This is a genomic window from Pseudomonas sp. SP16.1, from assembly GCF_052682975.1.
In genome coordinates this window covers 138,299-150,029 of the sequence record NZ_JBQYFZ010000002.1, presented here as the reverse complement: position 1 = coordinate 150,029, position 11,731 = coordinate 138,299, and the positions used below count along the sequence as shown (strand labels likewise).

Annotated in this window: 11 protein-coding genes; 3 read left to right on the top strand and 8 right to left on the bottom strand. The window is 58.3% G+C overall.

All coding sequences use genetic code 11. From position 1 onward, the window contains the following. Positions 1-3: 3 nt before the first annotated feature. The 8 genes from ACUTAF_RS25175 to ACUTAF_RS25140 are packed head-to-tail and all read right to left on the bottom strand — an operon-like array spanning position 4 to position 6,443. Entirely contained in the window at positions 4-1,110 is a 1,107-nt protein-coding gene (locus ACUTAF_RS25175; protein WP_445582607.1) for a hypothetical protein, read from the bottom strand. 22 nt (positions 1,111-1,132) lie between these two features. Next, positions 1,133-1,990: a hypothetical protein gene (locus tag ACUTAF_RS25170; protein WP_445582606.1), complete on the bottom strand. Its 858-nt coding sequence runs from the start codon at positions 1,988-1,990 to the stop codon at positions 1,133-1,135. After that, entirely contained in the window at positions 1,974-2,456 is a 483-nt protein-coding gene (locus ACUTAF_RS25165; RefSeq protein ID WP_073666312.1) for a hypothetical protein, read from the bottom strand. The genes ACUTAF_RS25170 and ACUTAF_RS25165 overlap by 17 nt, the downstream gene beginning before the upstream one ends. Beyond that, positions 2,453-3,109, bottom strand: a complete 657-nt coding sequence (locus ACUTAF_RS25160) for an HNH endonuclease (RefSeq protein ID WP_034023940.1) — start codon at positions 3,107-3,109, stop codon at positions 2,453-2,455. Before ACUTAF_RS25160 ends, ACUTAF_RS25165 begins: the two co-directional genes overlap by 4 nt. Before the next feature lie 12 nt (positions 3,110-3,121). Then, on the bottom strand, positions 3,122-3,496 hold the full coding sequence (locus tag ACUTAF_RS25155) for a hypothetical protein (RefSeq protein WP_034023941.1): 375 nt from the start codon (positions 3,494-3,496) through the stop codon (positions 3,122-3,124). A 17-nt stretch (positions 3,497-3,513) separates the two neighbouring features. Further along, the gene (locus ACUTAF_RS25150) at positions 3,514-3,951 is read right to left on the bottom strand and encodes a hypothetical protein (protein WP_445582605.1); all 438 of its coding nucleotides are present in this window, start codon (positions 3,949-3,951) and stop codon (positions 3,514-3,516) included. After that, on the bottom strand, positions 3,938-5,233 hold the full coding sequence (locus ACUTAF_RS25145; protein WP_445582604.1) for a hypothetical protein: 1,296 nt from the start codon (positions 5,231-5,233) through the stop codon (positions 3,938-3,940). The genes ACUTAF_RS25150 and ACUTAF_RS25145 overlap by 14 nt, the downstream gene beginning before the upstream one ends. A 1-nt stretch (position 5,234) precedes the next feature. Further along, on the bottom strand, positions 5,235-6,443 hold the full coding sequence (locus ACUTAF_RS25140) for a TraB/TrbI/VirB10 family type IV secretion system protein (protein ID WP_445582603.1): 1,209 nt from the start codon (positions 6,441-6,443) through the stop codon (positions 5,235-5,237). A 483-nt stretch (positions 6,444-6,926) separates the two neighbouring features. Here ACUTAF_RS25140 and ACUTAF_RS25135 point away from each other — a divergent pair, with 483 nt between their 5' ends. From ACUTAF_RS25135 to ACUTAF_RS25125, 3 genes are all read left to right on the top strand, one after another. Beyond that, the gene (locus ACUTAF_RS25135) at positions 6,927-8,093 is read left to right on the top strand and encodes a transposase (protein WP_088192388.1); all 1,167 of its coding nucleotides are present in this window, start codon (positions 6,927-6,929) and stop codon (positions 8,091-8,093) included. Positions 8,094-8,430: 337 nt separating this feature from the next. After that, the gene (locus ACUTAF_RS25130; protein ID WP_088192387.1) at positions 8,431-8,643 is read left to right on the top strand and encodes a hypothetical protein; all 213 of its coding nucleotides are present in this window, start codon (positions 8,431-8,433) and stop codon (positions 8,641-8,643) included. Next, the gene (locus ACUTAF_RS25125) at positions 8,640-11,630 is read left to right on the top strand and encodes a type IV secretion protein IcmB (protein ID WP_088192386.1); all 2,991 of its coding nucleotides are present in this window, start codon (positions 8,640-8,642) and stop codon (positions 11,628-11,630) included. Before ACUTAF_RS25130 ends, ACUTAF_RS25125 begins: the two co-directional genes overlap by 4 nt. The last annotated feature ends 101 nt before the right edge of the window (positions 11,631-11,731 follow it).

The following is an 11,731-nucleotide window of genomic DNA, read 5'->3' as shown; positions in this document are numbered from 1 at the left end:
TCCTTACAGCCAAGGATCAAAGGAAGCCCAGATGTCGTCGCTCTCGACCCAAGGGCGCTCGTAGGGATCAGTTTTGAGAGCTTCTTCCAGCCAGTCTGCGGCCCACTTTCCGCCCGCATCCTTCTCCGGTTTCATGGTCCCTTTCGAGGCATTGAAAATCTCAACCTCATGACGGAACTGCCCCATGATTCCGGAGCCGGCCACGAAGCTCGTGCGGCGGCCGCAAGAACTGACGGCATCAAAGAAGGCGACATCCTGATAGCGAAGGAAAGCGAGTGGACCGTAGTCGACGATCATGACCCGCCCCATCATTCGGATAAGGCCAATGATCACGGTCTTCTCATAAAGGTGACCCTTGGTTGCGGCCTGAGAGGCGGCTTTGCGATCCTGGGCGGGTAGCTGGTTGATGAGTGCTTTCCAAACTCGGCCGTACTTACCCTTCTCCAAAGCTTCGACCGTCGTGAACTCTTGGCCCAGGGTCTGATTGAAAATTGCCGCGGCCTTCTCTTTGTCGAAGCGTTTGATTTTCTTCTGCTCGTCAAGCTCGAACAGCTGGTAGATCTCGGCCATGCGCCAAGGCGTTAGCGGCGCCTGAAGTGCAATCTTCCCGTTGAAGAGGTCAAGCTTGCTCGCATCAATGATGTCGTTCATCCACTCGCGCCCGGGGATGCGTTTCAGGGTTTGCACGATCGCCGGAATCCCCTTGATCACACGAAACATCTCGGGATCTTCCATGCGAGAGTGCTTGAAACAGCGGAACCCGAGGTAAATGAAGAGAGGGCCCGCAATAGCTGTCGTCAGCCTGTGCACATAGTCGCCATAGCGCTTCGCTTCTGTGTAACCCAGCGATTTCAGTTGCTCCGGCGAGAGGCTTTCCAGGTAGGCGGGGATCTTGGCAATGATCTGCGGGTCGCGCTTCATCATCGGCATTAGCTGCTGGCCAAGGTCAGTTGCAGCGAGCCATGCCCAACCGTGACTGACTGGAACTATGAGCGCTTGCCAGACTGAAAGAATGCGATCCGAGAAGTGGAAGATGAGGAACAATACAGCCGCCAGGGTGATCATGATCGAGATCGCGCCGGCGTCATCGCTGCCACTATTGCCGTTCATAGGGTGGTCTCTCGGTGGGCGCTTATGGGTTCAGAGTGCTGTCGAGCTCGGACTGAGAGTCGAGCAGCTGCTGCATGTTGGCGGCCATGCCAATGCAGAGGTTGACCGCCTCCTCCACACGCTTAAAGAAGGCTTCCAGCGGCCAGGTGCGCAGACGCTCAGCTTCAGAGCGGAATTTCGCGGGATCTGAGCTCAGCGACGCGAAAAGTTTCGTTGCTGCGGTTATCTCGGAGTCCCAAAGAATGGGGTAGTAGTCAGAGCACACGCGGATCAGCGTTTTGATCGCGGGGGTGTGATTCTGCACCCGTAAGCGAGCAGCCTGCTCGCCGACCACCTTGGCCAGGTGATTGGTCATCTCGCGGCACAACGCCACTGTCTGGTGACCAAGAGACGCTTTTTCGCGCATCGCCAGCATGATGCCGGTTGTTGCTGCCACCGCATTGTTCAGTCGCTCAGATTGATCTTCGCCTTGGCTGAACGGTTCGGCGTTCAAGGCATCCATCAACTGTAAGCCGCCGGCGACTGCATGCTCGGCCAGGGCTGCCATATCCGCGGCCGAAAGGTCGCTTCCATGCCGCCAGTGCATCGCCACGAGCCCCACGATCTCCCGGGCTACCAGGTAGCGGTTCGTTGGCGTGAGCGGCGCTTCGATATTCAGGTTTTTCAGTATCCGGTCAGCGAGATCGAGTGTCCTGAACAGCAGCTTGGATTGCGCCTTGACGATTTCCTCCCCGGATACGTCCTCGCCCAGGCCAGGCCTGATCAACGAAGCCAGCATCAGAGGCTCGACCAGCTTCAAGCTGGCCACACACTTCTGCAGGTTTGCTTCGCTCAGCTGTTGTTCATTTGCCTGAGCGGCGTAGTCATCGCGCTGGAGCATATGCTGCCTCCGGTGCCACTTCGCGATCGACTTGCGGCGACTTCAACCAGGTATCACTCATCAGAGGCATAGCCCAGTGAGCTGCAGCTTCGGGCTCGATCATCTGCCCTACTTCGGCTTTGGCCACCTCGGGGCAGCAAGCCATGACAACCTCGCGTGCATCTGCTCGCCACTGGCCGCCATCAATCATTTTGCTCTTGGCGTAACGCAGGGCGAGCAACACGAGCGGAGCGGGTGCAAGCGGCTGCGCCGCACCGTCGCCCTGGACAACCGTGAGCCCCTGGTCCACCCGCTTGAAACCATCGGAGATCGCATTCGATTCCACCAGCAGATTGCAGATGCTGTTGACCAGGTACGCCAGCAGTGCGGGATTACCCGATCGCGTGCGCATATCGAGAGCCCATGGCTGACCTGCGCTGGTCATCATGCACAGGTCTGCGAACGACGAATATTTTCGATCCATCATGCTGGACTCCCTAGACGTTGTTTCATGACAGAAACCCAGTATTTGCGGCGCTCAAGCTCATGTGCCTCGGCCGCGTTCGCCGGATTGAGGTCTTGCATTCGACGATGAATGAGTCGTACGCCCCCAATGAGGTCGCCGCGCTTGGCGTACTCCTCGTTGTTCATGGAGGCGAGTATCTCGGCCATATCGCTCAACTCAGACGAGCCAAAGACTCGCTCAGCAGTTGCGATGCAGTTGGTCAGGTACTCTTCGAAGTTGTATGCCCACTGTATGAAGTGGGGCTTGGCGTTAGCTCCATGCGCAGTCACCCAGTCATAGAAACGGGTGGCCTGATTCAGGAAGGCCTGTGGCGGCATCGGTTTGGATCGATCTGTCGATATCCCGGCGTAGCCGAGTTCATAGACGCCCGCGAGGCCTATGTGATGTGAGCGGTGGCACCACGCACACAGGGTGATGATGTTGGCCGGATCGTTGTTGGTATGGTCATCGTCTTTGTGATGACCTTCCTGGAAGCGATCAGCCTGCCAAGCGCACTCCTGGCAAGTGGAGTGATCCCTGGAAATGGCCTTGCTCCGGGCGTCGAGATACACCTTGTCGTTGTGAATCTCTTCTTCACGCCAGTTGCCTCGTTTTACGCCCAAGAGCAAAGCCATCGCCATCGCTCCTCACACGCCCGGGAGCAGGGTCGCGCCACCCATGCCGAGGAAGGACGGCAGGAAGTAAGCGCCCACACCAGCGATCCCCCAGCCAAACGACTTGGCCGGCTTTGCTTCCGGATCGTTACCCTTCTGCACCTTGGACCAGTTGTCCCAGGCCTTGTAGGCGAAGAAGATGCCTGCGATCTGAGAGAAGTTCAGCAGCAGCAGGGGAAGACCGGAGATGTTCTGGTTCACGTTGCTAACGCTGTCGCCGAACTGTTGGCTGGTGTTGACGCCGATGGGGTTCGAGCTGGCTGCCGCCATGGCGCTCATCATCATGGAGCCGGCGGCCACTTGGGTTTTCCAGTACAGCTTGATGGAAATGTCTTTCAGTTTTTTCATGGTGAAGCTCCTGGGGGTTAGGACATCAAGCCCATCATCAACTCAGCGTCATAAACGAGCCGGCCGAAGTCGGGGATCATCGGGATGGTGTTGTGGACCATGCTGAAGAAGTAGCGGGAGTGGTAAGCAACGACCCCAGCGACGAAATGGGAGGCCACGCTTCCCATGTTTTCTTGCTGGCCAGCTCCTCGACCGGAGACCACCCGCGAATAGATGAGTACCGACTTCAGGGCGTAGTAAATGCCGAAGATCAGGACGAGAGATTCGAAGAGGCGGCCCAAATCAGCAGCCATGCGTGCAGCGCTTGCGGAGGAGCCAGAGCTGCCTCCGCCCATGGACCCACCGTTCAGCACATCATCCATTCCTGCGATGGCATACAGAGGCATCAGCGCAAGGAAGACAGCACCAAGCAGGGCTGAGTAGCTGTTTACGACAGCTTGCTTAACGGAATTCATGGCCATTGATCTTCACTCCGGTGGCAGTGACGCTATCGACGCGCAGACCGGCAATGCGCTGGCCTGGGCTCAGTTCATACACGCTGCCAGCGATGATCGCGTGCGCATGCCAGGCATTGCCGACCATGAAGGAGCCGAGCCATTGAACTTCAGGCTTGCTGGTCACAGTCGCTTTGGGTTGAGCCGGCTGCGCCGCAGGGCGCGAAGAGACGACCCGCGCTTGCTGAGTGCGAACAGGCTCCTTCCGAGGAGCAGCGGCCGGCTTTTGTGCCTGTGCAGTTTGAGTGGGCTTGCCACTCCCTTCGGCCTTGAGCGCACGAGCTTTCCAGTCGTCACGCTCTTTCTCTAGCGAAGCGACCTTGGCCTTCAATTCGTCAACGACTGGTTGCAGATCCTGCGGAGCTGAAACAACCGGAGCCGGTTCGGCTGCAGGGGTAACGGGCGGCTCGACCGTTTCAACAGGTGCTGCAGCTGTTTGCTGCTGAGCCTCCGGCTGTTGCTGGACAGGATCGATCGCAGGCTGCGCGACTTCGGGAGCTGAGGAAGAACCGAACGGATCTTCAGCCCCACCAAACGGGTCGACAGCGGGAGCGGCAACGTCGGCTGCCGGCTCCTGCATATCGAATGGCAGTGCCGAATTCGGATCCAGGTGCGAAATGTTCTGGTCGCCCTGCTGCATTTGCTGGATAGCAGCTTCGTAGGGGGCAACCGGCTGGCTGATTGCGGCCTGGGAAGCCTCCAGCTCCGCTGCTTTCTGCTTCTTGTGGTAGTTCCACCCGGCGACCACCGCCAGGAGAACAACCAAAACGATCTTCGCTTTGTGCTTCTGGAAGAACGAATCAGCCTTTTCCTGCTCTGGCGCTGCAGCAGCGGCCGCCCCCATCGCAGCGTCTGGCGTCGACCCATGAGTGAGAGGATCAGCGTCGGCAATGCTCAGTTCCCCACCGAAACCATCGATATCACGAACTGGCTCCAGGGGCGGCACCGATGGCTGACTCTGGGCGAAAGATTCAGCTGGGAGTTCAACCAGATCCATGTCGAGCACATCAGCTTGGGGTGCCGGCTCACTCGGAGTTGCGGCTGCTGTGCTTGCCTGCGGTTCGACTTGCTCAACTGGTGGAGGCGTGAGGCCGGCCAGGAGCTCATCAACATTGAGGGCTTCTGCAGAAGGAGGAAGAACGAAATCATCCATGCCGCCCGGCGTGGCAGTTCCAGCATCATCGGATTTATCGCGACGGGTGCTGACCGGCAGATCATCGAAGAAGTTGTCGTTACCGCTCATATTAAATGTCCTCGGCGAGCATCAGACCGATCAGCTGCATCGGTGGGATTTTGGCCTGCGGCTTGATCTCGCCAGCGATGGCCTGTGCCTCTTTCATAAGCGGCTCAGTCGCCTTGCCCGCGGCATAGATCGCGAGGTCAGCACCGCTCAATTTGTCTTGGGTGGAGGTGGTGCCTCCATTGGTAACCACGGTCGTGCCGCCGCGGCCAAGACCTTCTGCGTAGGCAGCCGGGAAGGCGACCAGGAACTGAGAGCCGAGGCGCTGGATGTACCGACCGTTGTACTCGGCCTTCAGGTTCGGCATTTCGTCAGGGCCAACGGCGACCATCTTGATAGGGAGCGACTCTTTATCGAGTCGGATGGCGAAGCATTCGAGGTTGATGTACTCGCGGGTCGGCCAGGTGAAATTGCACAGCGCTGTGCGCCCGGCGAACGGACCCTGTTCGATGATTGCTTGCACGGTGCCTGGACGATCGGTGTCTGCCCCGGTCTTCAAGGTTGCCGTCCAGACGGTGCCCATCGGATATCCAAGACGGGTTTCGCTGCTTCCGCCGGCAGCAGCTGCAGCCTGCCCGGTGCCAGTCAGCGACTTGCTCAGACCGTCAAGATCAAGAGTGACAGCCGTGGACTCAATCTTGCCCGCTCCATCCACTCGCGCTGAAAGCGCGTCGAGCTGGATGGTAATGGCCTTCTCGATCGCCTCAGCCTCTTTCTGGGCACGCTGTGCCTGCTGATTGTTCGCCTGGTTGTTCGCCGGCGAGCTCACCTCCGGAGCAACCGGCGGCGGCGGCGCCCGGTCAACCTTCGGAGGCTCAGGCGGTGCCAGCGGCGCGAGCGGTGGGACGTAGGTGCCACTGGTTTTCTCGGCCTCGGCCAGCGCGGCTTCTTCGACCTTCGACTCCAAGCCCTGCACCCGAACGTCACCCGACGCGCGCCCCTCTGCCGGGGCCGGCGGAGTGATAGCGATCGCCGTATTGGTATCAGTGACCGGGACTACAGCGTTCTTGCGATAGGCCCAGGTTCCAACAGCCAGCGCGATTGCCGCGAGGATCACCAGGGCCGGCCTGTTCTGACCCAGCGCAGAGGCCACCCCGCCCCAAGAGCGTTTGGTACGCACGCCCTCCTCGGCCGGAGCGTGAGCCCGGTCGAGATCTTCCAGGGATTGGCTTTCCCCAAGCTGGCCGATGGTTGGCTCTGCTTTATCCGCCATGAAAGACACCTCAAAAAAGATAGCCAGAAATATATCAGCGCAATTCCTTTAGCACAAGAAATGCACCCTTCCTGCCCTGCTGTTGACGCCTTTTCAGTCATCAGGTAGCCTCCGCCCCAACAGGCTCGGTTGGCTTATACTATTATTTTATTGTCATACTATACAAAGTATATTTGGTTTACCATTGTATTGTAATAGTATGATAGTCTCGAAAGCATCACTTTGGCCGTTTTCCAAAGCGGTTTGAGAATCATCGAAGACCCGTTATGCGTTGCTCGTGATTGACTCGCATAGATATGCAAAGCCGCGCTTAGTCGGTTTTGCCTTGTCGTGGGCCGCGGTGCGCCTGGACGCGCTCGGTGCCCGTCAGGCCTTGCTGGGAGGGAGGTTTCTCTGGGTGAGAAAGCGATGGAATGCTCGGAATGGCGCGGATGTGCGCGGAATAAACAATCAATGCATAACTATGCGATTTAAGGAGAACCTATGCCAATTCCTGCGCTGGGCGTCGTCATCCTGGATGAAAACCGCTATCCCGCGACCTCGGCTGGGTACGCAGTAACGGCAGAGGGTGGGCGGCGGATCAACCGCCTTTCTGATCTCGCCTCCGGTGTCGTTTGGTACACCAGCGTGGGCTACAAAGAGTTCAAAAGCGGCCAGCTCTACAAGCAGTCGAATCTTCGCGGCGACCAGCTGCTCCGGTGCAGCATGTCCAGCATCATTCATGAGATCGGGCTGCAGTACGCCCCTATTCCGGATCAGGCCATGGCGGTGTTCCAGATCTTTCAGGAGATCGCGCGCTACCTCGAAGGGAATCTGGGCTGGAACGGGAAGGTCTTTGGTCGGCTTGACTGGTATCTGAACAACTTCCTGGGCGTGGCCAGTCGACAGCCTGCGGGGTCTCCCTTGATTCTAGCTGCGCGCAATGCGCACGAGTACATGACGCCCGCGATGGTCCAGTCCAATCCAGATGCAACCTCTCGAACCTACATTGCGCCGCGCATCCCTTATCTCCAGGCTTTGATGGAGCTGCCTGTACCTCATCTGCGTGCTGACTGGACCTTCCACCCCCTCTCGGGGCAGGCGGATAGCAATCGGCTGATGGCCGAAGGCGGGCTCGGTTCGCTGTTCGAGGTGAGCATCAGCGACCTCGACCCAGATTTGGCTGTGGTCGCGCCGTTTGCAGCGCGGCAGTCCGCAGACTCGGATCCGCGTGTTTGGTGCGCCCTGCCTGAGGCAATGTTCTACGCAGACCGATCCAACCTGGTCGTCCGTGGTGTGTGGAGGCCAAGTCGCGTAGAGAGCCTAGGCGATCAACTCTCCGGGCCTTCGACGGGTGGAGTGCGCCTCGTGCCTGATCGTGACTACTCGTACTCCGCTGCGCTGGTTGCCGAGTCCCTTCTTTACGCGCTTCTGGGCACGACTTCTGGCGACAAGCCGGCCACTGGCCGGGAGCCAGTTGCCGCATTTGTGGCCGCTTACGATCGGCTGATGATGATTCGCCACGCGCAGAAGGTTTACGACGCGGGATACACGCCCATGTCGAGCGCATGCGGCGGGCGCCTGGTGGTTTCTCTGCCGGCGATGGCGATCGCTGACCTGGACAGCTTGTGTCAGGAGATGGGTCTTGAACCCCCGATGACGGGCTCCTGACTCGTCATGCGAGGTTGGTTTCGTCATGCGGGGTGGGAATTGCCCCGTTCGGTGCGGCGCATGAAAGGCTGCATGGACGGTATTTGCAGAGGTTTGGGCGCTTTTATTGGCGTAAGGGCGCATAGGTATGCGGGGCGCGCAGGTTTCGTCATGCGAGGTTGGATTCGCTTTTGTGAGCGTTCCGGTGCTTTTGATCCCGTTTTTCGGCGTAGCGAAGCGTTAACTGTATCGGTTCAGCCTTGGTTGTCATTGAAAGGCAAAGTGAAAAATAGATTTGCATAGTTATGCAAATCGAAGATTAAAACGGCATTCGCGGACTTATTTTAGGAGCCCAATTATGGCTGTTGCTTCGGAAGCCGCCCCTACAGCGGGGCTTGAACGAGCGATGAGGGAGTGGATTTCGGCTACCTCGCTGCAGGCCAACTTTCTGTCGAAGGTAAAAGGCATGCGCGACCACCAGCTGCTCCTGCGTTTCAACGCGCTCACCAACGAGCCAGCAGATGTGGCTCTCGCGAAGACAGAGCAGATCGTCCAGGAGGTGGAGGGATGACCCTTTTCTACTCGCTGAATGAGCTCTTCGGGAAATTCAGTTCTTCTCGCCTCCCGATTATCTCGGTGATCGATCCCCGTACGATCCAGCTGCAGGCTGGGTTGGGATATATGAGTGGGCTGAGGATGTCCGGGGCTTACCGTATGTTCGGCAATGCTGAGCGTGGAGCGGCGTTGAAAGCGCTCTTCACGCTGCTATCGAGTCAGCTTCAGCAGCCGGGCTGTCAGATTCAGTGGGTGACCGAGGTTAATCCTGACCAGGCGAAACAAGACCTCCACCTCCTTACCGATGTTTCGCGCGAAACATGGCGCCGTTTGAACGTGGACATGGCGACGGTAGAGGCCCTTATCACCTCCCGTGAGGACATGCTCGCCAAGAAGGCGGTAAGGGAAAACAACATCGCGACGGTTACCACGTCCATGCAATCCTTGGGGGACCCCAAGCAGGTTGCGCTGGACGCCCAGGGCGCTCAACGCCTGCTTGGTGGCCTTCCGCGAAGCCTCAGTGCGTACACGCAGATATTGGGCAGTAAGATGCAGACGCTATATCAGCGTCATCACAGCAACACGGATGCCTTCGCAAAGGCGATGCGATCCCAGGACGTGACCCAGATCTGCGAGCCGATCGAAAGCGAGGCGTTGATTCGAGAAATTCGGCGCCTGTACCTTCCGGACGCGACGCCGGCCAATTGGGTCCCTGCTGTGCAGGGCGATCGCCGCTATTTCAACGTCAACAGCGCTGCCGACGACCACACCCGCCTCCCCCACCTTCGCGATCAAATACTTCCCGAGCCTCTAACCGTTTACGACGATGGCGTCGTGCGGATAGGTAACCGCGGCGGTCGCTTCTTCGCTGTGGCCTACATGTACGTCCACCCCCTCACCTGGCTGGACTCGGACCAATTGGTTAACACGATGCCGCGTGATTTCCACTGGTGGACATCGATGTGCTTCCTTTCGGGGGCGGAGAAGTGGCGCAACTACGTCAATACCCATAAGGGCGTCGCCCAGTCCGTGAAGATCCTGTCGAGCCGTAACGCGGACATCTCCAGTCACGCGGAGGCTCTTCTGGAAATTGCCAAGACCGAGAACCTTTGTGGCTTCCGGATGCAGGTGTGCACTGAGGCAAAGACCCAGGAGCAGGCCCGCCACCAGATCTACACGCTGATTAGCCAGCTGCAGGCATGGGGTGGCAGCCAGTGGCGTCAGGACGCAGATGATCCGGACGAGCTGCTCAAGCACGCTGTTCCTGGTTGTGATCGAGCTACAACCTATGCAGCTACGACATTCGCGGTCCCCGTCAAGGATGCAATGATCGCCCTGCCCTTCTCTCGACCAGGTTCGATCTGGCAGCGGCACATGCAGGGTGCGCTGTTGATGCTCACAGAAGCGAAGCGTCTATACCCTTTCAAGCATCAAGCCGCCGGCATCCAGAAATTCGTTTCTGACGTGCTAATCGCGCCCATGGGCGGCGGTAAGTCTGTGCTCCTCCAGGCCATCAGGGCCGCTTACATTGAGGCATACGCGTCAGACAATTTGCTGCCGAGGATGGTTACGCTCGACATCGGTCCTTCTTCCAGCGGCGTGATCCTTCTCTTGGAATCGATCCTGCCGAAAGAGCATCAGTGGCAGGTCAGCTATCGTCGGATCACCGAGTCGCCCGACTGCTGCATGAACCCATTCGATACTCAGCTGGGTGTCTGGCATCCCACCACGGTCGAGCGGATGTTCCTGACGAACTTCCTCACTCAGCTGTTCACGTCGGCCGGTAAAGATGCTCCTCCGGAGGGTGTTACGACCATTGTGCCGATGCTGATCGAGAACGCCTACAAGCTGTATCTGTCCGATACCAGCTCGCGACTGAAGGTGTATACGCCAGGCCTGTCAGGCTACGAAGAGATCGATGAGATCGTCACCCGCGAGCGTTGGAACGACGCAGGTGATCTGAGCTGGAAGGCCTTGACCATGAAGCTCTTCCGTCAGCGCAAGATCATTCTTGCAGAGCTCGCGCAATGGCGTGCCATGCCTTCGATACCAGACCTTGCTGACGTGCTGGCCTCCAGCCAGGAGATCAATGATTTCTATGGTTCGCAGCAGGTGCCAGGCTTGGGTATCTCCCTGGTCCAGTACCTGAAAAGCGTTCTGCAGAGCTGGACGCGACAGCAGATCTTCAGTGGCCCTACCACTTTCAAGACGAACGCCCGGGTATTGGCGCTGAACCTGGAAGACGTGGTTAAAGGGGGCGGGGTTTCCGGCGAGCAGCAGGGTGCGCTGATCATGCTGCTCGCGCGGCATGCGACCACGCGAAAGTGGTGGATCAACAACGATGTCCTCGACGAGCTGGTGTGCGATCCGGATGTAAAAGAGTTTCATCGCCGGGTAATGGATCGGGAAAAGAGCATGCCCTCTCGATTGGACGTTGACGAATATCACCGCACCAAGCCCTTCCCAGCCGTCAGGGCGCAGTTCGCTCAGGATCGTCGCGAGATCCGTAAGTTCAACATCCATTACGGAATGGCTTCTCAGAGTGATGAAGACTTCGGCCCTGATGATATCGAGCTGGCGAGTTCGATCTTTTTCCTGGGCTCACCAGGTGAGCAAGGCATCGTTCGCTGCCAGAAGCGCTTTGGCTTACCGCCTTCTGCAGTCGATGCTCTTCGGAGTAAGGTTCGAGGGGCAGACTCTGAAGGCGCGCATATGCTGCTGATCGCCGAAACCTCCAAAGGGCGGTTGATCCAGTATCTGACCTACCCTCTTCCAAGCATGTATCTGTGGGCCTTCTCGTCGACGCCCAATGACGTTTCAGTGCGTCGTAAGGTGTCGCTCGAACTGGGCTACCTCTCGGCGTTGAAGATCCTTGTGAAGCTCTTCCCTGGAGGTTCGATCGAGAAGCGAATTGATGAGTTGAAGCAGGTTCGCCCTGATCTGCCGTTGGACGGGGTTGTGAACCTTCTGGTGCAGGAGATTGTTGAGGCCGCGAAGGCCTGATCTGCTCGTAGGGGAAGAGGCCGCCGCAAGGCGGCCTTTTTGTTCGTGGCTATGCCAATCGCTCAATACATCGGCGTAGGTTCTGATAGGAAGGCGAAAAC

Excerpts from the sequence above, each read along its gene's own strand:
- ACUTAF_RS25155 (WP_034023941.1), bottom strand. The coding sequence starts at position 3,496 with ATGAAAAAACTGAAAGACATTTCCATCAAGCTGTACTGGAAAACCCAA.
- ACUTAF_RS25125 (WP_088192386.1), top strand. The coding sequence starts at position 8,640 with ATGACCCTTTTCTACTCGCTGAATGAGCTCTTCGGGAAATTCAGTTCT.
- ACUTAF_RS25130 (WP_088192387.1), top strand. The coding sequence starts at position 8,431 with ATGGCTGTTGCTTCGGAAGCCGCCCCTACAGCGGGGCTTGAACGAGCG.
- ACUTAF_RS25175 (WP_445582607.1), bottom strand. The coding sequence starts at position 1,110 with ATGAACGGCAATAGTGGCAGCGATGACGCCGGCGCGATCTCGATCATG.
- ACUTAF_RS25165 (WP_073666312.1), bottom strand. The coding sequence starts at position 2,456 with ATGATGGATCGAAAATATTCGTCGTTCGCAGACCTGTGCATGATGACC.
- ACUTAF_RS25170 (WP_445582606.1), bottom strand. The coding sequence starts at position 1,990 with ATGCTCCAGCGCGATGACTACGCCGCTCAGGCAAATGAACAACAGCTG.
- ACUTAF_RS25140 (WP_445582603.1), bottom strand. The coding sequence starts at position 6,443 with ATGGCGGATAAAGCAGAGCCAACCATCGGCCAGCTTGGGGAAAGCCAA.
- ACUTAF_RS25150 (WP_445582605.1), bottom strand. The coding sequence starts at position 3,951 with ATGAATTCCGTTAAGCAAGCTGTCGTAAACAGCTACTCAGCCCTGCTT.
- ACUTAF_RS25135 (WP_088192388.1), top strand. The coding sequence starts at position 6,927 with ATGCCAATTCCTGCGCTGGGCGTCGTCATCCTGGATGAAAACCGCTAT.
- ACUTAF_RS25160 (WP_034023940.1), bottom strand. The coding sequence starts at position 3,109 with ATGGCTTTGCTCTTGGGCGTAAAACGAGGCAACTGGCGTGAAGAAGAG.
- ACUTAF_RS25145 (WP_445582604.1), bottom strand. The coding sequence starts at position 5,233 with ATGAGCGGTAACGACAACTTCTTCGATGATCTGCCGGTCAGCACCCGT.